17 protein-coding genes are annotated in these 25,107 nt (G+C 51.6%); 1 reads left to right on the forward strand and 16 read right to left on the reverse strand.

Annotated elements, in window-relative coordinates:
• Positions 1-27: 27 nt before the first annotated feature.
• From BQ7367_RS13305 to vanG, 13 genes are all read right to left on the reverse strand, one after another.
• Positions 28-1,077 carry a coiled-coil domain-containing protein gene (locus BQ7367_RS13305; RefSeq protein ID WP_072525873.1) on the reverse strand — a complete coding sequence of 350 codons (1,050 nt, stop codon included), beginning with the start codon at positions 1,075-1,077 and terminating at the stop codon, positions 28-30.
• Positions 1,078-1,377: 300 nt separating this feature from the next.
• Entirely contained in the window at positions 1,378-2,412 is a 1,035-nt protein-coding gene (locus BQ7367_RS13310) for a coiled-coil domain-containing protein (protein WP_072525874.1), read from the reverse strand.
• 197 nt (positions 2,413-2,609) lie between these two features.
• Positions 2,610-4,205, reverse strand: coding sequence for a glutamate synthase subunit beta (locus BQ7367_RS13315; RefSeq protein ID WP_072525875.1), 1,596 nt, complete (start codon positions 4,203-4,205; stop codon positions 2,610-2,612).
• Positions 4,206-4,217: 12 nt separating this feature from the next.
• Positions 4,218-8,750, reverse strand: a complete 4,533-nt coding sequence (gene gltB / locus BQ7367_RS13320; RefSeq protein WP_072525876.1) for a glutamate synthase large subunit — start codon at positions 8,748-8,750, stop codon at positions 4,218-4,220.
• Positions 8,751-9,056: 306 nt separating this feature from the next.
• A complete protein-coding gene (locus BQ7367_RS13325; RefSeq protein ID WP_072525877.1) occupies positions 9,057-9,977 on the reverse strand; it encodes a CPBP family intramembrane glutamic endopeptidase in 921 nt (306 codons plus the stop codon).
• Positions 9,974-11,224 (reverse strand): alanyl-tRNA editing protein, encoded by a 1,251-nt coding sequence (locus BQ7367_RS13330; protein ID WP_072526230.1) that lies wholly within the window; start codon positions 11,222-11,224, stop codon positions 9,974-9,976. Before BQ7367_RS13330 ends, BQ7367_RS13325 begins: the two co-directional genes overlap by 4 nt.
• A gap of 2 nt (positions 11,225-11,226) precedes the next feature.
• A complete protein-coding gene (gene argS / locus BQ7367_RS13335; RefSeq protein ID WP_072525878.1) occupies positions 11,227-12,993 on the reverse strand; it encodes an arginine--tRNA ligase in 1,767 nt (588 codons plus the stop codon).
• An 895-nt stretch (positions 12,994-13,888) separates the two neighbouring features.
• On the reverse strand, positions 13,889-14,800 hold the full coding sequence (locus BQ7367_RS13345; RefSeq protein ID WP_072525880.1) for a magnesium transporter CorA family protein: 912 nt from the start codon (positions 14,798-14,800) through the stop codon (positions 13,889-13,891).
• Between the two features lie 61 nt (positions 14,801-14,861).
• Positions 14,862-16,925, reverse strand: coding sequence for a polyphosphate kinase 1 (gene ppk1 / locus BQ7367_RS13350; protein ID WP_072525881.1), 2,064 nt, complete (start codon positions 16,923-16,925; stop codon positions 14,862-14,864).
• A gap of 121 nt (positions 16,926-17,046) precedes the next feature.
• Complete coding sequence (locus BQ7367_RS13355) at positions 17,047-18,420, reverse strand: PhoH family protein (protein WP_072525882.1); 1,374 nt, start codon at positions 18,418-18,420, stop codon at positions 17,047-17,049.
• 218 nt (positions 18,421-18,638) lie between these two features.
• On the reverse strand, positions 18,639-19,763 hold the full coding sequence (vanT, locus tag BQ7367_RS13360) for a serine racemase VanT catalytic subunit (protein WP_235837602.1): 1,125 nt from the start codon (positions 19,761-19,763) through the stop codon (positions 18,639-18,641).
• Positions 19,729-20,298: a M15 family metallopeptidase gene (locus tag BQ7367_RS13365; RefSeq protein WP_072525884.1), complete on the reverse strand. Its 570-nt coding sequence runs from the start codon at positions 20,296-20,298 to the stop codon at positions 19,729-19,731. Before BQ7367_RS13365 ends, vanT begins: the two co-directional genes overlap by 35 nt.
• Complete coding sequence (vanG, locus tag BQ7367_RS13370) at positions 20,295-21,398, reverse strand: D-alanine--D-serine ligase VanG (protein ID WP_072525885.1); 1,104 nt, start codon at positions 21,396-21,398, stop codon at positions 20,295-20,297. The genes BQ7367_RS13365 and vanG overlap by 4 nt, the downstream gene beginning before the upstream one ends.
• A 387-nt stretch (positions 21,399-21,785) precedes the next feature.
• On the opposite strand from vanG, the gene BQ7367_RS13375 reads away from it, so the two are divergent.
• Positions 21,786-21,998: a hypothetical protein gene (locus BQ7367_RS13375; protein ID WP_072525886.1), complete on the forward strand. Its 213-nt coding sequence runs from the start codon at positions 21,786-21,788 to the stop codon at positions 21,996-21,998.
• A 375-nt stretch (positions 21,999-22,373) separates the two neighbouring features.
• On the opposite strand, the gene BQ7367_RS13380 is transcribed toward BQ7367_RS13375, so the two are convergent.
• The 3 genes from BQ7367_RS13380 to BQ7367_RS13390 form a co-directional block, all read right to left on the reverse strand.
• Positions 22,374-23,591: a dicarboxylate/amino acid:cation symporter gene (locus tag BQ7367_RS13380; RefSeq protein ID WP_072525887.1), complete on the reverse strand. Its 1,218-nt coding sequence runs from the start codon at positions 23,589-23,591 to the stop codon at positions 22,374-22,376.
• Positions 23,592-23,792: 201 nt separating this feature from the next.
• Positions 23,793-24,437 (reverse strand): TipC family immunity protein, encoded by a 645-nt coding sequence (locus tag BQ7367_RS13385; protein WP_072525888.1) that lies wholly within the window; start codon positions 24,435-24,437, stop codon positions 23,793-23,795.
• Positions 24,438-25,046 carry a hypothetical protein gene (locus BQ7367_RS13390; protein ID WP_143142991.1) on the reverse strand — a complete coding sequence of 203 codons (609 nt, stop codon included), beginning with the start codon at positions 25,044-25,046 and terminating at the stop codon, positions 24,438-24,440.
• Positions 25,047-25,107 lie beyond the last annotated feature (61 nt).

The raw sequence follows: 25,107 nt of genomic DNA on the forward strand, positions 1-25,107 counted from the left end.
ATAAAAACAGTTCAGCAGGGTTCCCTCTTAGTACCTTACATAAATCATACCGCTCTGCACCGATCCGATTATGACGCCGATGCCATAATCCGCACAGTGGATCATCAGACCGTCCCCTATGTATATTCCACAGTGACCTGCATTCACACATACATCACCGGGCTGAGGATCACTTACCTGGGTCCAGCTCAAGAACGTATATGTATTTCCCAGCCTCTGATACTGTCCGGTCAGACAGTATGCCACGAATCCGGAACAGTCAAAAAGGCCCGGACTGCATGCCCCCATACTGTACTCTGCTCTTCCAAGCCAGCTGTACGCACGGTCAACAATGGCATTCCCTGTTACCTCATCATAAGATGGCTCTGAATAGGAAGGACTCCCGTCATTTCCCGCAGTCTCATCGGTACCGCTGTTTCCGCTGTTCTCCGCGGCAGCCGCTTCTTCTTCCGCCTTCCGTTCTTCCTCTGCTTTTCTTGCGGCTTCCTGGATCAGCTCATCCAGATTATCTATTTCATCCTGCTTGGAAGAGATCGTTTCTGTCAAAGTCGCCTGCTGCGCCTCATACTCTGCTTCCGTCGCCTTCAGATTTTCCAGCTCTGTCTCAAGCTTTGTCTGAAGATCTTCGATCTCTGTCACTGTATCCGCATATTCCTGGAGCTGTTCCCTGTCATATTCATGAACCTGCTGAGAATACTCCGCCTGAGAGAGCATATCCGTAATATCCCCTGAGGTCAGCACCTTTTCCATAGTAGCCGTGCCGCTCCCTGACTCATACATATACTTGATACGGAGCTTCATAGCCTCGTACTGCTCCTCTTTCTTTGCTTCAGCAACTTCTAAATCTTCCTGTGCCTGTGTGATCTCCTGTCCGGTATTGATCAGCTCGGTCTCCAGCTCACTGGCCCTGATGATCAGCTCATCCAGCTCCTCTTGAAGATCTCCCAGCTCATCCTGCGCGCTGGCTTTCTGTTCTTCCAGTTCATCCTGCGTCGGCTCGGCTAATACCGGGGTCACGGACAGTGAACAGACAAGAGCAGTTGCCAGCAACATCCTGCGTATTCTTTTCAAATTCATCTTTTCACCTTTTTATAAGTTTTCTTCAGCATTTCTACAGCATTTTCCTTAATATGTTATAAATTATAATAAACTTCCGCCAAAATATCAATCAATTTTTAACATTCTCGTAATATTTCACAAAATAAACATATCTACAAAAAAGCGCTTGGCCTTACCATAATGGAGATCGTCCCTGCCAAATAAGCTTGCTCCTTTTCGGGACACAGAAAAACCAGTTATTGAACCGGAGCCATATGTGAAAAAGGGCCCTGTGGCTAAAACACAGGGCTCTTAAAATATCTCTCAAAATTATTTTATTTAATAACGAACATAGATCATCCCGCTCTGCACCGGCCCGATCTTCACCACATCGCCCGGCTGAGGCGCATGGATCATCTGGCCGTTTCCAATATAGATGCCACAGTGTTCCCAGTTCACACAGATATCGCCTGGCTGGGGATCACTCACCTGCGGATATCCCATAAAAGTATATGTAGTACCGAGACGACTGTAACTTCCTGTCAGACAGTAACCCACAAGTCCGGAACAGTCAAAAGAACTGGGGCCGGTAGCCGCCCACACATAGGGCAGTCCGAGACATCCGTACGCGCGGTCGACAACGATATTCCCTGTCACTGCATTGTAGGGCGGAGCTGTGTAATTACCGCCTCCTGAAGACACTGTACCGCTATTATTGTTATTCGCAGCCGCAGCTGCCGCTTCCGCAGCTCTACGCTCTTCTTCCGCTTTTCTCGCAGCCTCCTGGATCATCTCATCCAGATTGTCTATTTCATCCTGCTTGGAGGAGATCGTCTCTGTCAATGTTGCCTGCTGAGCCTCGTATTCCGCTTCCGTTGCCTTCAGATTTTCCATCTCTGTCTCCAGCTTTGTGTGAAGATCCTCGATCTCTGTCACAGTATTCGCATATTCCTGAAGCTGGGCCCGGTCATACTCATGTACTTTCTGCGAATATTCGGCCTGGGACACCATATCTGAAAAATCACCGGATGTCAGCACCTTCTCCATAGTAGCTGTACCGCTGCCCGATTCATACATATACTTGATGCGAAGCTTCATGGCCTCGTACTGCTCTTCCTTCTTCGCCTCGGCCTCTTCCAGGTCTTCCTCCGCCTGCAGGATCTCTTCACCGGTGCTGATCAGTTCTGTCTCCAGCTCATTGGCCTTCGCGATCAGAGTGTCAAGCTCTGTCTGAAGGTCGCTCAGTTCACTCTGGGCTGCTGCCTTCTGATCTTCCAGCTCCTCCTGCGTCGGCTCCGCCAGAACAGGAGTAACAGCCAGCGAACAGGTAAGAGCTGCTGCCAGGCATGCGCTATGTACCTTTTTAAATTTCATTTTTTCACCTTTCCCTATTTTATTATTTATGTCCCCACATATATTTGCATAATACAACAGAAAGAAGGTTTTTTCAACAATATTCCCAAAAAAACCGCGCCTGCGGGGTAAATCATCTCTCCAGTTATCTGTTATGTAATGAATTATAATAAATTTCTATCAGAAATTCAATATATTTTTAACATTTTTGTAATATATTACTGGACTGACAGATTTGTATACCCCATCAGGCTTTCATCCACTTCTTTGGCGGCCTCCCGCCCCTCGCGTATGGCCCATACCACCAGGGACTGTCCTCTGTGCATGTCCCCGGCTGTAAATACCCGTTCTGCGCTGGTGGCATACCGGCCCGCCTCCGTCTTCACATTGGTCCGTTCATTGACCTCCACGCCGAAAGCTCCGGTCACATAGCTCTCGCTCCCCAGAAAGCCCGCCGCGATCAGGACCAGATCCGCTTCCACGGTGTACTCGCTCCCCGGGATTTCCACCATTGCCATCCGGCCTGTCTTCTCGTCCTTTCTGCTCTCCAGTTTTACCAGCACGGCTTTACAGACTTTTCCCCTTTTATCCTTGATGAATTCCTTCACTGTCGTTGTGTACACCCGGGGATCCTGTCCGAACACTGCGATGGCTTCCTGCTGTCCGTAGTCGGTCTTGCACACTTTGGGCCACTCCGGCCAGGGATTGTTCTCTGCCCTTGTATCCGGGGCCTTCGGCATCATCTCCAGCTGAAGGACGGATCTGGCTCCATGGCGGATGGCGGTCCCCACGCAGTCATTTCCGGTATCCCCGCCGCCAATGACGATGACATGTTTCCCCGCCGCCGAAATAAAACTTCCCTTTTTCAGCAGAGACACCGCTGTCCCGTTCTGAGGTGATGTCTTCACCGACTGCGTCCCGTCTCCGGACTGTCCCACGTCTTCTGAGGCGGCGTCCGGCGCAGCCGGCTTTCCGTCCTTCCACAGTGCTTTTGTCGTAGATTTCAGGAAATCCACGGCAAAATAAATTCCTTCCGCGTCCCGTCCCGGCACCTTGATGTCCCTGGGATTCGACGCCCCGCAGGCCAGGATGACCCGGTCAAACTCTTTCAGCAGCTGAGACGGCTTTATGTCCTTCCCCACATTGCAGTTCAGCCGGAAAGTGATCCCTTCCTCTTCCATAATGCTGATCTTGCGGTCAATGTACTGTTTCTCCAGCTTCATGTTCGGAATTCCGTAGCGCAGAAGCCCTCCCGGCTTGTCCTCCCGCTCGAACACCGTCACAGTGTGCCCCCGCCGGTTCAGAAGATCCGCGGCCGCAAGTCCGGACGGACCGCTCCCGATGACTGCCACCTTCTTGCCCGTACGCACCTTCGGGGGACGGGCCTTCGCGTATCCTTTCTCATAGGCGTTCTCGATGATGGCGTACTCATTGCCCTTTGTGGCCACCGGTTCCTGATTCAGGCCGCAGGTACAGGCATTCTCACAGAGGGCCGGGCAGACCCTGGACGTAAATTCCGGGAAGTTGTTTGTCTTGGCAAGGCGGTAGTATGCCTCCTCCCAGTTCCCATTGTAGATCAGATCATTCCACTCCGGCACCAGATTGTGGAGCGGGCAGCCGCTGGCCATGCCCATCAGGTTCAGGCCGGACTGACAGAACGGAACGCCGCACGCCATACAGCGGGCTCCCTGAAGTTCCTGCTCTTCTTTTGAAAGAGGCGTGTAGAACTCGTTAAAATGTCTGATCCGCTCAAGCGGTGCTTCCGCTGTTTTATCTCTTCTCGCGTAATCCAAAAATCCTGTCGGTTTTCCCATCTTAAGCGCCTCCTATTTCCCATTCTTTACCATGTTGAATGCTTCGATCTTGGCTTTTTCTCTGCTTAGTCCCTTTTCCTCCATCTGGATGATCGCGGACATCATCTTTTCATAATCTTCCGGAATGATCTTCTTGAACTTCGGCAGATATTCCGAGAAATGATCCAGGATCCGCTTGCCCACTTCTGAATTTGTATAGGACACATGCTCCTGTATCATCCCCTTTAATTCCTGCACGTCGTATTTGTCCGTAACGCGCCGGATCTTTACCATATCCTTGTTGACCCTTGTGTAGAGCGTGCTGTCCATATCCAGTACATAGGCGATGCCGCCGCTCATTCCCGCGGCGAAGTTCTTGCCCACCTGTCCCAGGATGACCACGCATCCTCCGGTCATATATTCACAGCCGTGGTCTCCCACGCCTTCCACCACTGCATGTACTCCGGAATTGCGAACGCAGAATCTCTCACCGGCCACGCCGCTGATGTATGCCTTCCCGCTGGTAGCTCCGTAAAAGGCGACATTGCCGATGATGATGTTTTCATCTGATTTAAATGTGGCACTTTTGGGGGGATAGACGATCAGCTTGCCGCCGGACAGCCCTTTCCCGAAATAATCGTTGCTGTCCCCCGTCAGTTCCAGCGTCAGCCCTTTCGGGATAAATGCCCCGAAGCTCTGGCCGCCGGCGCCTTTGCACTTGATCACGAAGCTGTCCTCTTCCAGCCCGTCAGGATATCTCTTTGTGATCTCGGAGCCGAAGATCGTGCCGAATGTACGGTCCGTGTTTGTCACATCCACTTCCAGGCCTCTCTTCTGTCCCTTCTCAAGGGCGGGGAGAAGCTGCTTTACGAGAACCCGTTCATCCAGTGTCTTCTCCAGCTCAAAATTGAAGACTTTCTTGGGGTCAAAGATCATGCCCTTCTTCTGCTTCGCGTACGGGTTGGAAAGGATCCGGCTCAGATCCAGCGACGCCGCACGCCTGGACGTGGGATGGTCTTTTACCTTCAGAAGATCGGTCCGTCCCACCAGCTCGTCTACCGTGCGCACGCCCAGCCGGGCCATATATTCTCTCAGCTCTTCCGCGATAAACTTCATAAAATTCATGACATATTCCGGTTTCCCGGCAAAGCGCTTCCGAAGTTCCGGATTCTGTGTGGCCACGCCAACCGGACAGGTGTCCAGATTGCAGACGCGCATCATCACACACCCCATCGTCACCAGAGGCGCCGTGGCAAATCCGAATTCCTCCGCTCCCAGAAGCGCGGCGATGGCCACGTCCCGTCCGCTCATCAGCTTGCCGTCCGTCTCGATGCGCACCCGCTCCCGCAGGCCGTTCTGGATCAGAGTCTGATGGGTCTCGGACAGTCCCAGCTCCCAGGGAAGTCCCGCGTTCTGGATGGAACTTCTGGGCGCCGCTCCTGTCCCGCCGTCGTAGCCGGAGATCAGGATCACGCCTGCTCCCGCCTTGGCCACGCCCGCGGCCACCGTGCCGACTCCTGCTTCAGACACAAGCTTTACGGAGATCCTGGCGTCTTTGTTTGCGTTTTTGCAGTCATAGATCAGCTGTGCCAGGTCCTCGATGGAGTAGATGTCATGGTGAGGCGGCGGAGAGATCAGGCTGACGCCCGGTGTGGAGTGCCTGGTCTTCGCGATCCAGGGATACACCTTGCCTCCCGGGAGATGTCCGCCCTCACCGGGCTTCGCTCCCTGGGCCATCTTGATCTGGATCTCCCGGGCGCTCACCAGATATCTGGATGTGACGCCGAACCGGCCGGAAGCCACCTGCTTGATGGCAGAACTGCGGTCCGTGCCGAGGCGCTCGATCTCCTCTCCTCCTTCACCGGAGTTTGATTTCCCATGCAGACGGTTCATAGCAAGGGCCAGGGTCTCATGGGCTTCCTTGGAGATGGATCCATACGACATGGCCCCTGTCTTAAACCGGGTCACAATGGAGTCCACACTTTCCACTTCTTCAATGGGCACGCCTTTCTTGGGATAATTGAAATCCAGCTGTCCCCGCAGGTTGATCTTCTCTCCCTCTTCATCCACCATACGGGTATACTCCTTGAACATTTGATAGTCGCCCCGCCTTGTCGACTGCTGGAGCATGTGGATCGTCTGGGGGTTGTATAGATGTTCCTCCCCGCCGCTCTTGTATTTGTGCCGTCCCACGCTGTCCAGCGTCATGTCGCTGTCCAGCCCCAGCGGGTCAAAGGCCTGGGTATGGAAGGCGGTATAGTCCTCCGCGATCTCCTCGATGCCGATCCCGCCTACACGGCTTACAGTATCAGTAAAATACTGGTCGATAAACTCTTTCTTCAGGCCCACTGCCTCAAAGATCTTGGCGCCCTGATAAGACTGGATCGTGGAGATCCCCATCTTGGACGCGATCTTGATGATCCCGTGGATCACCGCGCTGTTGTAGTCGTCCACCGCCGCGTAATAGTCCTTGTGGAGCAGCCTTGACTGGATCAGCTGGCGGATGGACTCATGGGCCAGATACGGGTTGATGGCGCAGGCGCCGTATCCCAGAAGAGTGGCAAAATGGTGCACCTCCCGGGGCTCCCCGCTTTCCAGGATCATGGCCACAGAAGTCCTTTTCTTCGTCCGAACCAGATGCTGCTGCAGGCCGGATACAGCCAGAAGAGACGGGATCGCCACATGGTACTCGTCCATCTCCCGGTCGGTCAGGATCAGGATATTGGCTCCCTCGCGGATCACTCTGTCTACCTCCACGAAGAGGTATTCGATGGCTTTCTCCAGGCTTGTGTTCTTATAATAGGTGATCGGGATCTCCGCCACCTGAAATCCTTCCACATCCATATTTTTGATCTTCAGAAGATCCGTGTTGGTCAGGATGGGGTTATTGACCCGGAGCATCTTGCAGTTTTCTTCTTTCTTTTCCAGAAGGTTTCCGTCCTTGCCCACATAGATCACCGTGGAGGTGACGATCTCCTCGCGGATGGCGTCAATGGGCGGATTGGTCACCTGGGCAAACAACTGTTTGAAATATCCGAACAGCGGCTGCCGTTTCTCTGAAAGCACGGACAGCGGCGTATCCACTCCCATGGCCGCGATCCCTTCCGCCCCGTTCTTCGCCATCGTCAGGATCGAAGTCTTGACATCCTCGTAGGCATAGCCGAAGGCCTTCTGGAGACGGGTACATTCTTCTTTCGTATATGTGGGAATGTCCTTGTTCGGGATCGGAAGATCCTTCAGCTGGATCAGGTTGCTGTCCAGCCACTCACCGTAAGGCTCCTCGTTGGCATATTTTTCTTTCAGCTCCTCATCGTCGATCACTCTCCCGGCAACCGTGTCCACCAGAAGCATCTTGCCGGGGTGGAGACGCTCTTTGACCAGGATCTTTGAAGGATCGATATCCAGGACACCGACTTCCGACGAAAGGATCAGATTGTCATCGTCTGTAATATAATACCGGGAAGGACGCAGTCCGTTCCTGTCCAGCACGGCTCCCATCACGTCTCCGTCGGAGAACAGGATCGAGGCGGGGCCGTCCCAGGGCTCCATCATCGTCGCATAATACTGATAGAAGTCTTTTTTGTTCTGGGACATGCTGCGGTTGTTGACCCACGGTTCCGGAATGGCGATCATCACCGCAAGAGGAAGCTCCATGCCGCTCATGACCATGAATTCCAGGGCATTGTCAAGCATGGCCGAATCAGAACCGGAGGTGTTGATCGCCGGAAGCACTTTGTGCAGCTCTCCTTTCAGACAGCCTGCCTCCATCGTCTCCTCACGGGCCCGCATCTTGTCCGCATTTCCCCGGATCGTATTGATCTCACCGTTGTGCACGATAAAACGATTGGGATGGGCTCTCTGCCAGCTGGGCGCGGTATTGGTGCTGAAACGGGAATGGACCATGGCTATGGCAGACTCATAGTCCTCATCCTGAAGATCCGCGAAAAACTGGCGGAGCTGTCCTACCAGGAACATTCCCTTATACACGATCGTACGGCTGGAGAGGGAGACCACATACGTGTTGTCACTGCTCTGCTCAAAAACCCGGCGCACCACATACAGCCTGCGGTCAAAGGGCAGACCCTTTTCCATATTTTTCGGCCGCTCAATGAAAGCCTGCATGATACAGGGCATGCAATCCAGAGCAGTCTTCCCCAGCGCTTCCGGATGGATCGGTACTTCTCTCCAGCCCAGGAAATTCAGGCCTTCTTTTTTCACGATCACCTCAAAAATATTCTTGGCCTGGCTGCGTTTCAGCTCATCCTGAGGGAGGAAGAACATCCCCACGCCGTAATCCCGCTCTCCCTTGAGCCGGATCCCCAAAGGCTGACAGACCTTCCGGAAAAATTTATGAGAGATCTGCAGAAGGATCCCGACTCCGTCTCCGGTTCTGCCCTCTGCGTCCTTCCCGGCTCTGTGTTCCAGGTGCTCTACGATCTCAAGGGCCCCGGCAACTGTGCTGTGGCTCTTCCTGCCCTTGATGTTCACGATCGCGCCGATCCCGCAGTTATCATGTTCAAAACTCTCACTGTACAGACCCTGCGGTGTTTTCTCTGATCTTTTCATGACTGCTCTCCTCTCCTTTTTGCTTTATGAAATGACTATACACGAATTTTTTCCGTTTGTAAACTAAAAAACTCCTCGAATTATCTGATAATTCGACTATTTTATAATTTTAATATTATTATCTGATAATTTATGCATATATAAAAGTCAGGAATAATTTCTATAATACAAATTTATCCTTGAAAATCCTTGATTTTATAATAAAAAATATGGCAGAAGATCTCTCCTGCCATACACAATTTCAAATTGTTTTTTTATCAGAACAAACACAAAGCTTCTCCTTTCCCCTGCTGCCGGGGCTTATTACTACCGGAACATATCCAGGGGATCCGGCTTGTCCGGAGGTGTTTCTTTTTCCTTTGGCCCTTCCATTCTCTGGATCAGCACAAATACAGCCGAACAGATAAACGCGCCTCCGATCGAAGCTCCTGCCATCCTCATCGGATCTGTCCCCAGCCATGTGAACACACCTGCCGCCGTAAATATCACGGAAGCACAGTTCACAACGATATGGAGAAACAGCGGCGCCCGGAAGGAATTGTACTTTTCATAGAGATAGGAAAGCATCAGCCCCAGAAGGAAGGTGTATATCATCTGCGTCATATTGGTATGCATCAGACAAAAGAGCAGTGAAGAACACAAAGCCGAATACCAGAATCCCTGTGTTTCCCGGAAACGCTTAAATAAAATTCCCCGGAACATCAGTTCCTCAGCCACCGGCACCACGATCCCCAGAACCAGGATCTGCATCGGGAATCCGGCAGAATACATCACCTGGGCTGTCTGCTCATACTGAGCATCTGAAAATGCCGCCTGCGCCATGACCATCAGGCAGGTCGCCGCGATACAGCCTGCGATCCCGAACAGCAGGATCTTCCAGTAAGAGTACAGGGGAGCCTTTTTCCCCGGCGCGATGCCGGCTGCCTTCTCTTTTTTTCTGTCTCTTCCAAACAGGATCCCCGTCAGCACAAGGGTACACAGAGATGAGATCCCCATGATCTCCACCTGGTATTTCAACATGGCTTCCACAGCCGGCTCCAGGGCGTTCATATAGATCTCTGACAGATCCCGCGTCCCGGACTGTATGGCATCCATATATGCCCGCATGATATACGGAAAGCTGATCACAGTCTGGGCCAGAGTCTGGACCACCCACTGGATCCCCAGATAGGCAAGCAGGGGGCCTGCCAGCCTCCAGAAAGAACTCTTTCTCCGAACCTGATTCATCGCAATTCCTCCGCTTTCTCCAGAAACCACTTTCTGATCTCGTCTTCTTCTCCGACCGCTGTTCCCTGGACCATCCCGGCCTTTCCTCCGCCGCGTCCCTGGAATGTGCTGTTCAGATCCTTTGCCAGAGGACGCACGTCTATATCTCTGCTCCCTATAACATAACGACATACCTTCTCCGGCCGCGCCCCTTTTTTCTCTCCCGTCCTTTTCTCTTTTCCCGCTTTGCTCACCGAGCCGCTTTCCGGATGGAACACCGCGCACAGGCTGTGTCCGGAATCCAGCGCCGCATTCATGAGCAGGCGCATGGACTCCCCTTTAATATCTTCAGTAAATATGCAGACCGCATCCTCCCCTTCCGGGATCCGCTCTGCCTCATACCTGATCAGCTTCTTTTCCTTTTCTCCCAGTTCATATTTCACGGCGCTGCACTCTTCCTTCAGGCGGCGGACTCCCTCCGCCGTCTCATTGTCTTTCGCACAGAGCATCGCGCAGATCTCTTTTTCCTGCCGCTGTTTCAGCGCATAGTCCGCCAGCGCGCGCACGCCGCAGAGCATGGTCACCCGGGCTCCCCCTTTATAGCGCTGCACGTTCGTCAGTTTGATCACTCCGATCTCTCCGGTATAAGCCACATGAGGAGCGCAACAGGCGCACCTGTCATAACCCGGGATCACGATGATCCTGACCTGTCCCTCGATCTCGATCTTGCTCCGGTACTCCATCTGCGCCAGTTCTTCTCTCGGTGGATAAATTGTCTCTACCTTCAGATTCTTCCAGACGGCACGGTTCGCTTCAAGCTCGATCTCAGAGAGCTGCTCCTCCGTGATCTCTCCGTTAAAATCCATGGTACAGTCTTCACTTCCCAGATGGAAGCCGACATTATCATACCCGAACCGGGCATGTACCAGGCCGGACACAATGTGTTCTCCTGTGTGCTGCTGCATCTTCATAAAACGCTCTTCCCAGTCGATGCTTCCCTCGACCTGAGCTCCGTCTTCCAGCGGGCCGTCCGTAAAATGGATGACTCTGCCGTCTTCCTCCTGCACATCCGTCACCCGGACGCCGCCGAGAATACCTGTATCCGCATACTGGCCTCCGCCCTCCGGAAAAAAGGCCGTCCGGTCAAGTTCCACCCGATATCCTGTCCTTCCGGCGGCCTGATCCGCTTTATCCGCTTCCCCGCAGGCCAGAACCCGGGCCTCAAACGCCGCCAGATGGCTGTCCTGGTAAAATAGTTTCTCTGTCATCATTACATCCTTTCCGGCGCTTCAAATCCAAGCAGATCGATACAGGTTTCAAGCACCCGTTTCGTCAGGATCAGCAACGCGATATACCCGGCCCTTCTGTCCTCATCTTCCTCGGAGAGGATCTTTGTCTCATGATAGAATTTATTGAACTCGTTGGCCAGCTCATATAGATACGCGCAGAGCTTATGGGGCGCTGTCTCCCCATACACAGCCTCAAAAACATCGTTGAATTTCAGCACCTGCAGCATAAGAGCCTTTTCATATTCATTGGACGCGGGCCTTACTTTCAGCCCGTCAAGGCTCCCTCCCGTCTCCTGGTACTTATTCAGGATGGACTTGATCCGCACGATCGTATACAGGATATAAGGCCCTGTATTCCCCTCAAATGACGTAAACCGGTCGACGTCGAAAACATAGTCCTTCGACGCCTGATTAGACAGATCGCCGTATTTGATGGCGGCCAGACCCACGATCTGTGCCGTCCGCTCCGCCTCTTCCTCCTCCACGGTGCGGTTATCCATGATCTTCTTATACATTTCTTCATTGATCTCACGGATCAGATTCTCCAGGCGCATCACACCGCCTTCCCGGGTCTTAAAGGGCCTTCCGTCCCTGCCGTTCATCGTCCCGAACCCGAGAAATGTAAGTTTTGTCTCTCCGGGAACGATCCCCGTCTTCCTGGCGCAGCGGAACACCTGTGTAAAATGCAGCTCCTGCCGCTTGTCCACCACATAAATGATCTCGTCAGGATCATAGTCAGCCTCCCTCTCTACCAGAGTGGCCAGATCGGTCGTATCATACAGCGCCGCCCCGTCGGACTTTAAGATCATGCAGGGAGGCACTTCCATGTTGTCGGTCTCCTCCTGCACATCCACCACAAGGGCTCCCTCATCGTAGCGTGCGTACCCTTTATCCTTCAGCATCTGCACCATTTCCGGAATATATTTCTGGGCGTCGGACTCTCCTTTCCAGAGATCAAATTCTACATTGAGCTTCTCATAGTTCTTCTTCAGATCCGCCACAGACACATTCATAATATGGTTCCAGACCGCCCGGTATCCCCGGTTTCCGCTCTGCAGCAGATACGTGGCATGGAGCGCCTCTTCCCGGTACTCCTCATTCTCCTTCGCATATGCGCTGGCGGTTGGATAGATCTCTTCCAGTTCATTGATGGTAAACGGCGCCTCCCAGGGATACTCCCCTTCATAGGAATCATCAAAATAGGGAAGATCCGGCTGGCGCTTCTTCAGCTCAGTAATGATCAGTCCCATCTGATATCCCCAGTCTCCAAGATGGATATCTCCGATCACCCGATGCCCTTTGAACCGGGCGATCCGCTTCACGCTCTCCCCGATAATGGCAGAACGCAGATGCCCCACATGGAGCGGCTTGGCCACATTCGGGCCGCCGTAATCGATCATGATGGTCCTGGGGTCTTCCGCCGTTTCCACTCCCAGCTTCTCATCCTCCGCCATCTCGTTCAGGTAGGCCGCCGCCTGTTCCGCTGACAGCTTCAGGTTAATGAATCCCGGCTTCACCACGTCCACCGACTCAAAATACACGCTGTCCTTCAGATTCGCGGCCACATCCTCCGCGATCAGGAACGGAGCCTTTTTATATTTTTTCGCCCCGGCCATAGCGCCGTTGCACTGATATTCACAGAGATCCGGGCGGTTCGAAAGAGTCACCTTTGCCAGTTCTTCGTCATATCCTGCCCTGGAAAAAGCATCCCGCATCTCTGTCGTGATCAGATCCAATAACGTCTTCAATTTCTTCCACACTCCTTTGTCCGTATGAATGTTATTCTATCATGTCTGCCGCCTGACAGCAAGATGAATCTGGGTTTGCCGGGGGATTCAGAACCCGCCGGAGGGAATGGCAAAGTGGAAGGATCCGAAAAAGCTGCACATTGGAAAAACGTATTCTGCGGCGACAGAACAGGTGTCCCTTGCTCCGTTCCGGAATCCGGGAAAACATAAAGGGACTTCAGCTCCGCCTAAAAACAAGGGAGGCCGATGGGCAACTCGCATTCGCTCAGACAATCCCATCGGCCTCCCTGACGGCGGAGACTGAATCCCTTAAGTTTTTCCTGCGGATTCCTCCAAAGTCGCCGGTCCACCTGCCTGCCGCCGCAGAAAGGCCTTTCCGTCCGCCGCTCTTTCCCCTCCCTCCGCTCTATCCATCCCCTCCGGCGTAAAGACCCTGTGCAAGGGGAGCTGTATTGGGGAAAATAACATTTCAGGGCACCAGACATATGCATCCGCCTTCTGGCGTATACCTCTCCTGGGGCGTGATCGTTGATATGGCCGAGGGCGTTCCCCTTGCACTGGGCCCTTAAATCGCGAGATTGTGGAGGATAAGGGGATGTTTGTCAGGAGCGGAGAATGTGCTGATCGGAAGAGACAGCCGAGGAAAGGGTCGGCTGCAGAAGCCGTGTATCGGCATGGAGCGTTCCGAATACACCTGGCGCTCCTTGTTAAGAAACTGAAGTGGGAGTCCCTCTGGACGATCACTTCGGTTTCTGTTACAAGGACTCCAGGGGATGAGGTAGAGCGGGCCGGAACGGCGCTGCAGCTGATCCTTTCCACGGCGTCCTTTTCTGATCATATCATTTTCTGTTCCTGCCGGACACATCCTTATCCCACAACAATCTCAGATTTGCCCTTAAAGGATGTGTTTCTTTTTGAAGATGATCACGCAGGCCAGTATGACAACGATGCTCAGCACGATTACCCCGGGATATCCGTTTTCAAGCCCCGGCATATCCTTGAAGTTCATGCCGTACCACCCGGTGATCAGGGTCAGCGGGAAGAAGATCGTGGAGATCACGGTCAGATACTGCATATTACTGTTCTGTCTGGCGTCGATCTGGGCCTGACAGGCTTCTTTTACCTGCTGGGCATATTCCAGAAGGTGGCTGGTCCGGCTCATCAGTCGGTCTGCCCGGTCAGTAAGAGTACCGAAATATTTCAGATGCTTTTTCAGGAAAAACCCGTTTTCGTTTTCTTCCAGTTCCTTGCTCAGGTCCATAATCTCATCATAATAGCTGCGCAGGTTCAGAAGTTCTCTGCGGATCGGCATCAGCCTGCTCTGGAAATTGGCAATGTGCTCCTGGCTGACATCCTCCTCCATGCGCAGCAGCCTTCTCTCATAGGCCACAAGCATCTCCAGATCCCGGCTCATAAATTCAGCGATATAATTGTATAAAAACCTCTCTTTCGTCTCCCCCTGATGGGTCCGCTTCTGCTGGATCCTGTGGATGAGCCGGATCGTAAAATCCTCATCGTCTACGATCACGATGTTTGTGCGGTTGACAAAAAAGTACATCCGGTATCGGCTTCCCAGCACATCCAGAAGCTTGGGGATGCACAGTGTCCCTACCACACAGTCCTGCTGATTCTCCAGCCTGCAGAACCCGATCTTGGAAATCTGGATCTCGTTTTCATAGATGATACCCGCTTTTGCCAGGATTCCTTCCGCGTGCCGGGAATCCGTAACAAAAACTGCCGGACCGGGATCTGCTTCCCAGTCCGCCAGTTCCATTGGCATCAGTTGTTCTCCGAATTTGAATATCATATTATCACCCTGCTGTCATTTCATTCTGTTCTCCGGGGCTGCCGTATGCCCGCCATTCACTTCACTCCGCCGCCTGGCCTCTGGCCGCTGCTCTGTCATAGGCTTCCTGATACAGCTGTTCCTGCGCGTTGACAGGTTCGCCCTCGCATTTTCTCAGAGTATAATTTCCCTCTGCGTCTTCTTCTCTGGCCTTCTTATTGTCTCTCAGCATCAGATCAAAGATGCCGCGGACACGCTGTTTTATCTTCCCGGAATAGACCGGAGCCGCCACTTCGACTCTCTTGACGGTATTTCTTGTCATAAAATCCGCGGAACCGATATAATATTTCGCTCTCTCTCCGCATCCGAAGATGTAGATCCTGGAATGTTCAAGAAATCTTCCCACAATGCTGATAACGTGGATATTTTCCGTCTGTCCTTCCACGCCCGGGATCAGACAGCAGATGCCTCTCACGATCATATCGATGCGCACTCCCGCGCAGGAAGCTTCCACCAGTTTATCGATGATCCTCTTGTCTGTCAGAGAGTTCAGCTTCAGGCCGATATAGGTCTCTTCCCCGTTCCGGGCGCGTCTGATCTCTTCGTCGATCATGTCCGTCACTTTAGACTGAAGGCACTTCGGCGCCACAAGCAGGTGCTCTGTCTCTTCCACGATCTCTCCCTTGGTCAGCGCCTGGAACACCCGGGCCGCCTCCATTCCGATCTGCTCATTAGCGGTCATAAGCGACAGGTCCGTATAGAGTCTTGCTGTCTTTTCGTTGTAGTTGCCGGTTCCGATCTGAGTGATATACTCGATCCCGTCCTCGCCCCGGCGCGTGATCAGGCACAGCTTGGAGTGGACCTTATATCCCTCCAGTCCATATATGATCTGACATCCTGCCTTCTCCAGCATCCGGGACCAGCGGATGTTGTTTTCCTCATCAAAACGGGCCCGCAGTTCCACCAGCACGACCACTTCTTTCCCGTTTTCCGCCGCCTCGCAGAGAGCCTCGATGACTTTGCTCTGTTTTGCCAGACGGTACAGGGTCATCTTGATGGAGATCACATGGTCGTCCTCTGCCGCCTCGTTCAGCATGTTCAGGAACGGACGGATAGATTCATAGGGATAGGACAGGAACCGGTCCTCCTCCCGGATCTGCTCCAATATGCTTTTTCCGTCCCTGAAATCCGATGATTTCTGGGGAACTCTCTTCTCATAGAAAAGCTCCGGATTCATCCGCAGGAGATCCTGGATCTGGAAAATAAAAGATACATCCAGCGGGGCTTTGCTGCGGAATACGCGGGACGGCGTGATTTCCAGATATCTGCACAGAGTCTCTACCACGTTCCCGTCGATCTCTCTTGACATATCCAGCCGGACCGGAGAAAGTTTCTTTCTTTCCTTCATGAGATCCGCCATAAATTCCCGGTAATCCAGATCTTCGTCATAGAGCGCGTCCGCGTCGATATCGGCATTTCTTACAACACGGATGAGAGACTTTCCTTTCACCTTATAGCCTTTAAACACCTCTCCGATATAGTGGAGGATCAGTTCCTCGGACAGCATATATCTGCCTTTGCCCCCGGGAAGCTCGATCAGTCGCTCCAGCATGTTGTTGGTGCATGGGATGATCCCCAGCCGCTCCTTGCCGTTTTTCGTCTCCAGCACCACTACGGCGTAGATCTCTTTGTTACGGAGGAAGGGAAACGGCTGGCGCTTTCCTACAACAGTAGGCGAACTCAGAGGCAGGATATCCTGTTTAAAATACTGTTCCAGATATTTCTTTTCCTCAGCATCCGCATCCTGGAAACGGATCAGCTCGATCCCGTATCCGGCCACCTTCTCCATAAGATTTTCATAAGCCTCGTCTTTTCTCTTGTTCAGACGCTTCACTTCTTTTAAGATCGCCTTGATCTGCTCTTCTGCCGTCATGTTTGTCTTATTGTCCCGGATCTTCTGGTTGAGCAGCATCTGATCCTGGAGCGACCCCACACGCACCATAAAGAATTCGTCCAGATTGCTCTGATAGATCGAGATAAATGACATCCGCTCACAGAGGGGCACCTCGTGGTTCTCCGCCTCCTCCAGCACCCTCTCATTGAATTTCAGCCAGGACAGTTCCCTGTTCATATAAATCGTTCCCATATTCTCCTCCTTTGTGACCAAGTTTCACAAAACGGACGGGGTTATGAATTTCCCGCTCCTGTTCTTATTTTTCTTATTTTATCTTACACTTTCCTGTATCAATAATCAACGGAGGGTTCGCCTAAAGCCTCCGTACCGCCTCCAGCGCAAGCGATGACCGTTCGCATTCTTCAGCGGCCATGGTGATCTGCCAGCAGAGACTGCTTCCCTTCATATGCTCTGAAGCGTAGCTCAGCCCGTTGGTCCGTTCATCCAGAAACGGCCGGTCGATCTGGTTGGGGTCTCCCAGCAGGATGATCTTTGTGTCCTTCCCCGCTCTTGTAATGATCCCCTTGATCTGATCGGGCGTCGTATTCTGCGCCTCGTCGATAATGAGATAAGTTTTCACAATGGAGCGTCCCCGTATGTAGTTGAGGGCTTCCGCCTGAATGATCTTCCGGGCAAAGATCTCATCCACTTTCCCCTTCAGTTCCTCTTCATCCTGATATCGCTCTTCTTCACTGGAATCGATGAGCTGTTCCAGATTGTCGATAACCGGGCGCATGAGGGGCGAGATCTTCTCCTGCTCATCTCCGGGAAGGAAACCGATGTCGTCGTCGAACTGAGCGTTTGGCCTGCAGATCAGGATCCGCCTGTATTCTCCCGTCGGATGGTTCAGAAGTTTCTCAAGGCCTACCGCCAGAGAATAAAATGTCTTGCTCGTCCCGGCCATCCCCTTTACGATGACAAGAGGAGCCTTCTCCGCGGGCTGCATAAGCGCTTCCTGGAGAAAATACTGGCCTGCGTTTCTCGGGGAAATCCCGTAAGGGGAACTCTTTCGGTACTCCAGCTTCCGGATCACGCCGTTTTCCACCCGGCCAAGCTGCGTCTTCCTGTCAGACTGGTCTGCCCGGAGGATGACAAACTGATTCTCTTCCAGTTTCGGGACATAGCTTTCGCCTCCTGCGTCCAGCATGTACACCTGATCCACCGGAACCCCTTTCTTTTTAAACGTCTTAAACGCCTCCTCGGGCACATACAGCTCGCATCTCCCGCTGTACTGGTTTTCATGTTCCAGCACCTGATCTGTTGTGAAATCTTCCGCGCAAAGCCCCAGGATCTGGGCTTTGATCCTGAGCAGAAGATCTTTTGTGACAAGGATGACCTGCTCCACATTTGCTTCGGAAAGCCCCAGACAGACTCTCAGGATCCGGTTATCCGCCACTTCATCGGACAGATCTTCGGGCAGCCTGACATTGACAAAATTCTTTTCCACCCGGAGGCATCCCCCGTTTTCCAGAGGCACCCCTTTTAAAAGATCGCCTTTCTGCCGCAGCTGTTCCAGATACCGGATGACCCGGCGGGCATTCGCCCCAATCTCGCCTTCTGCCTTTTTAAAATGATCCAGTTCCTCAAGGACCACCATGGGCAGCACCACAGAATTGTCTTCAAAACTCTCAATGGCGTAGGGAGCCTGAAGCAAGATATTGGTGTCTACTACATAAATTTTTATCATATGGTTTCCTCTCTGTTTTCTCATTGATATATGTAGTCTATTGTATAATAAAGCGTGACGCCATGGGATAAGAAAAATGTTAAATATATGTAAAACTGCCGGATCCACGCGTTTTTCCCTGTCGGGACAGCCCGGATCCGGCAGCTTTTCTGTCGCTTTCTTACTGTCTTCTTACTGCTTTCTTACTTCTGTTTCCGTATGTTCCATACTTTTTCCGTTTATACTTCCAGCCTGGTGAGGCGCTCCCCCAGCCGGCTGAGGATCTCATTGGAGATGGTGTCCGCCTGTTCCGCCATTTCCTCCGCCGTCAATACAAGCTCTCCCGACCTTCCGATAAAGACCGCTTCATCCCCCGGCGCCGTACAGGGGATGTCCGTCACATCCGCTGTCAGCTGATCCATACAGATCCGTCCGATGACGGGCGCCTTCTGCCCCCGGATCAACACGTATCCCCTGTTGGAAAGATTCCGGGGGATCCCGTCCGCATATCCGGCTGCTATGATAGCTATCTTCCGTTCATCTCTAGCCGTATAGGTTAGTCCATATCCCGCCGATTCTCCCCGGGACAATTTCTTCACACATTCTACCCGCGCTTTCAGTGACAGAACCGGGCGCAGAGAGACATCCACCAGAACCTGATCCGACGGCGAGCTTAAGACTCCGTACAGGGCGATCCCCGGACGGGCACAGTCAAACCGCTCCTCCGGATAGTTCAGGATACCGTAGCTCCCCTGAATGTGTGTTTCAAATCCCCGGATCCCTCTCCCGCGCAGCTGCCCTGCAAGCTTCCGGAATGACCGGAACTGCCGGCGGGTATAACATTTCTCTTCCTCTGTACTTCCGTCGGAAACACAGAGATGAGAAAACATTCCCGTCACTCGCAGATTCGGAAAGGACCATACCGCCGCCACTGCATCCGGATCCTCTGCCGGAATCCCCAGCCGGTGCATTCCCGTATCCACTCCTACATGGACAAAGACAGGCCTGCCGTATCGGGACAGTCTGCGGGCATACCCGGCGTCCACCACAGTCTGTGTAAGCTGATATTCGCCAAGCTCATGGAACAGTTCCGGATCTGTATATCCCAGGATCAGGATCTGTCCGGTGATCCCGGCCTGGCGGAGCCGGATCCCCTCTTCCACAGACGCCACGCAGAAATCCCGGATCCCCTGTTCCTGCAGGATGCGGGATACAAGAATATCTCCGTGCCCGTAGGCATTTGCTTTCACCGCAGGCATCAGCCTGCAGCTGTCTCCTGCGATCCTGCGGAACTCTTCTGTATTGTGGATCAGATTTTTCCTGCTGATCTCAGCCCAGGCCCTGCCTTCTTTGTACATCTGCATACTCCTCCAGTACGATCTTCTGCTCCGTCATGATCACGGAATGGGGCAGCCCTACATACCGGAAATGCCACGGCTCGGCTCCGATCCCGGTCACTGGTTCTTTTCCTTTCGGATACCTTTCGATAAATCCATAATAAGGCGCCTTCTTCCGAAATTCTCCGCATATTCCGGTGTATGGGAAACTGGGACAGATAAAGTCGATCTCCTCCGTATTTTCCGCCAGGTCTATGGCAAGCCCCGTCTCATGTTCGCTGCATCCCGGCAGCGCGACAAATTTTCTGGCAAACGCCTCCCCTCTCTCCCCGGCCGTCTCCCTCCAGATCTTCCGCTGTTCCTGTCTGGAACGCCAGCCGCTCACCGGGACAATGGCGCCTCCGCTTCGGATATCCCGCAGCAGGGCCTTAAGCGCCTCCGCGGCCGGACGTGCCATCCGGACATCCGGATAGTCCTCCGAAACACAGACAAGTTCTTCTTCCTTCACAGAATATCTGAGAGGATTCCTCGCATTGACAAGTACAAGAGCGTCTTCTGTCATTTTTCCACCTCCCGCTTTGTCTCCATCTCGATCAGACGGCTGATCAATGCCCTGAAAGATATGCCCGCCGCCTTCAGCATCCCCGGATAACGGCTGTGTGCGGTAAACCCGGGAATGGTATTGACTTCGTTAAAGTAGATCTTTCCCTCCGGCGTAAGAAACATGTCCACTCTGGCAAAATCCCGGCACTTCAGCGCCCGGTATATAACGGCCGCGGCATGCCGGATCTCATCCGCCTTTTCCCTGGAAATGCGGGCGGGGACATGGATATCGGAAGTTTTCAGTGTGTATTTTTCTTCATAGTCAAAGAATCCTTCCGACAGCTCGATTTCATCCACTTCTCCGATGGTCAGGGTTTCATTTCCCAGCACCGCGCATCCGACCTCGAATCCTCTGACCTCCTCCTCGAGAAGCACTTCCCGGTCATGCTCAAAAGCTGCCTCCACCGCAGGGAGCAGTTCCTCCGGAGCGCAGACCTTTGTAATGCCAAAGGAAGAGCCGGCGCGCACAGGCTTGACAAACAGCGGATATCCCAGTTTCTCTCCGGATGCCGCCACTTCTTTTGCGTCGTAAGGCTTTGTGATGACAGCGGAGTCCGCCACCGCAACGCCGGCCGCGGCCGCAACACGGTGAGCCAGCTCTTTGTCCATCCCTGCCGCAGAAGGAAGAACGCCGCACCCGATGACCGGAATATCGGCCAGTTCCAGCATACCCTGTACTGTACCGTCCTCCCCGTTTTTCCCATGCAGGACCGGAAACGCCGCATCCACGGAAATCACGTCTGGTTTCCCTGCTTCCAGAAAACACAGTCCATGGACGGTCCGGTCTGTAGACACGTATACCGGCGTACAGGTCTCCTCAGAATACCATCTGTCCTCCGGGATCATTTCCGGCTCTCCCCGGTACAGATACCACTGCCCCGTGTCCCGGCAGATGCCGATCATCAGCACTTCATAAAGCGCCGTGTCAATGTTCGTAATGACCGCGTAGGCGGACTGGAGGGAGACCTCGTACTCCGTGGAACATCCCCCGAACAGGACCGCGATCTTCTTTTTCCCGCCGGTTTTCTCATTGCCGATTTCCTGATTGCTGCTTTTCATTTGTATCTTCTCCTTTTCCAGATCTTTGACAGACGCCGTCCGACTCACTGCGATCAGCGCCGGCGCAGCTGTCCTCTATATAAAAAGAATAGACTTGCGGGATTAATGTTTTTGAAGGAACTGGTGATATTTTTATTGATAAATCTTTAAGATTTTTTTAATCGACAAGAGATTTCTTAAAATACGGTGCATTGCCTCGCCTTCAGGCTCCATTACCCATTGTTAGATTTATGCCAAATAAATAGTGGCGTTATGCTTATAATTCGTCAATCATATTCAGCATATTGTTCACATATAATATTCGTTATAGTAATATTCATTTATAGAGATGAAATAATGAATTTGGGCTTAAAAGAAGCCAGAAAAATCTGGCTTTATAATTGAGCTATGATAATTATATTGAATAAAACAGAAATAGCGCTCCTGATCAATACAGAAATACATTTCGAGCGGAAAAAAGAGTACAGCGATGATGAGGCATTTGATTTGCTGGATAAAGTTTATGAGAGAGAGGTATTTTTTGTGCAGGATGGTAACAGTCAGAAAGCAGCTGCCTATGCCGACCTTGCAGATAAAATTCAGGAGCAAATACCTGACTGATACAAGCAAAATACCGAATAGACGGTCGAAAATTCAACGGCTGCACATTGACAATAATATACTTACCCAGGGAGCCGATGAGACGCTATACCAGCCACCCAGCAGAAAGGGGGTTGGTGCTTATGATAACATGGTCTGACTTATTCAGCTTTGTCATTATGCTTTGCGCAGTTATTACCCTTGTTCTCAATAACAGACGCAAAAAATAGCGCCCCCACTCTGGTAAAGTAAGGCGCTATTAGCAGTACATATTGCCGGGTGGCCAGGTGTACGCTGGCTATCGGCTCCCTTGTTAAGTATATTATAGACAATATTTCAATATGTGTCAAATGATATCTCCCATTGATCCCCGCCGTTCCTGGGCAGGATCTTATTTTACAGGTCAATCTTCAGGTTCTGTTCCTTGATATTATGCCTTCTGGCATATCCGGACAGGATCATCGTCAGAGCCCCGTCTCCGGTAATGTTGCACGCTGTACCGAAGCTGTCCTGGAGAGCGAAGATCGTCAGCATCAGAGCTGTCCCGCTCTCATCGAAGCCAAGCACCCCGGTGATCAGTCCCAGAGAAGCCATCACGGTACCTCCGGGAACACCCGGCGCGCCAATGGCAAATACGCCCAGCAGAAGACAGAACAGGATCATGGTCCCCAGGGAGGGCATGGATCCATAGAGGATCTGCGACACGGTCATAACAAAAAACACTTCTGTCAGCACAGAGCCGCACAGATGAATGTTGGCGAACAGCGGGATCCCAAAATCCACCATGTCGTCCCGCAGCGGAGGTTCAGACTTTTTCGCGCAGCGGAGCGCCACCGCCAGCGTCGCTGCAGAGGACATCGTCCCCACTGCCGTGATGTAAGCCGGACCATAATTTTTAATTACATCCAGCGGATTGCTCCTGGAATAGATCCCTGCCGTAATGTACAGTACTGCCATCCAGATAAAGTGTCCGGCCATAACGATCAGGATGATCTTAAGGAATACCGGAAGCTGTCTGGTAATCGCCCCTTCATAGGAAAGGGCGCAGAATGTAAATCCGATAAACACCGGAAGTACCGGGATCACCACCCTTGTGACGATCTCCAGCACGATCTTCTGGAACTCTTCCAGAAAGCGTGTCGTCACCTCCGCTTTGGTCCATGTCGCCGCCAGCCCTACAAGGACAGATAATACCAGCGCGCTCATCACGGACATGATCTCCGGGATCTCAAGCTCAAAGATAACCTCCGGCAGCTCTTTCAGGCCATCCACTGTGGACACGATCGATAAATGCGGGATAATGCCGTATCCTGCCGCCATGGACAGAAGCGCCGCAAGAATGGATGAGACATACGCGCAGAAGATCGCCACGCCCAGCATCCTCGACGCGCTGCGGCCCAGCCTTGTGATCGAAGGCGCAATAAAACCTATGATGATCAGCGGAACACAGAAATTAATCAGTTCCGACAGGATGAATTTAACAGTTACGACTATATTCATCACGGCGTCCCCGGCAGTTTTTACAGATTCCATGCCTGCCAGCTGCCCGATGATGATCCCGATCACCACTCCCAGAAGCAGTTTGAACGGAAGACTGCTGAATATCTTTTTCATATAAACTCCTCTCTCCCTCTTGTATCAGACTGTCCGGGGCCTTCCGGCTCCGGCAGGAGATACTTCGGATAAGTAATATGGACTAATTATAATCAATATATACTCATATAGCAAGACATATCATCTGCAATCATCTGCTGCCGCTCATCGCGAAACATAAGCCGGCAGCACATAGACGACACACAGGCAGCCCGCGCTGCGTCAACTGGGAAAATCAAAGGTATGATCCTCGATCTGTAAGTCTTCATAATCCCGTTCCGTTAATTCCCGTTCATAATAGTTTCGCCGTACCCAGGTCTGCATAACAACATCGTACAGTATATAATTCTGATACTCTTTTATATCCTGTTCTGTCACCCCACACTCATCCAGAAGTTTTCGGATGGCTTCCCCTTCTGTATGATATGTTCCATCATCTTTTCCGTCTTCTGACTCCTCATACATTTCCAGGGGTTTTAAAATAAGTGTTTGATCTTCGTGTTGATAATCCATAAACATATTAATTTGCACTGTATCGGATATTCGGATTACATTATCAATTTCAATACCATGTTCATCGTTCGGAAGGAATAAACTAACCTCAAAATTATCTCTTAAGAATTCTTGTTTATAAGGTATATAAAATCCTTTAATAAACTCAATTTGACCGCTTACAGAATCATACGTAACAATTTCCAGTTCCTTCACTTTTTTAAATTCCGAATATCCGCCTTCCTTAATACTTGCACGATACATATCTTCCATCACATTTCCCTTCCCAAATAAACCACAACCCATAATACCTGTTATTATACATATCAGTAAAATACATATATACCATCTGTTTCTTTTCCCAGTTTTACCCATTTAATTACTCTCTCCTTCATCAATCTTCTTTAATCTCGCCAGAAAATCATAAGTCTCTTCATAAACCTTATTATTTTTCAGGTCATCCAAATCTTTTATCCCGTTTCCATTTGGATCATTAAATTCAATTCTTTCAAACACAGCGGCCTCTACTTCTTCATACGGATTATTTTTCAGGAACTCTTTTGTACGACCTGCATTTTCTCCCTGGGGATCTTTACTGATATCCGAATAATACTCATTGACCGCGTCTGCCAGCCTCGTCTTTTTCGTTACTCTTTTAGCAATATTGTCTGCATCCAGATCTGCAATATAATCATCTTCTCCAAAAGAGGTTTTATATTCATCTCCTTTATAGACAGCATCTCCGAGCCATCCGACAATATCTTTTCGTTCGCCTTTTGTTGCCCATGACATACCCTGAGCGCCCCAGTTATTCCAAACATTATCAACTTTATGGCCTTTATCTATTAAATTAGCAGAAACTGTATACATCATATGTGAAAAATCTTCTTTTGAACCCATTTGAATATAAAGTTGTTTATAAAAATCTTTGTACTCACTATCGGAATAGCTTCTTCCCATTGCTTGCTCCATTGTTTTTTCCATTCATTAAAATGTTCCTTATTTTTTCTTGAAAGCATTTCTAATCCATTATAACTGTATTGCT

It is taken from the genome of Clostridium sp. Marseille-P3244 (assembly GCF_900120155.1).
GTDB lineage: Bacteria > Bacillota > Clostridia > Lachnospirales > Lachnospiraceae > Mediterraneibacter.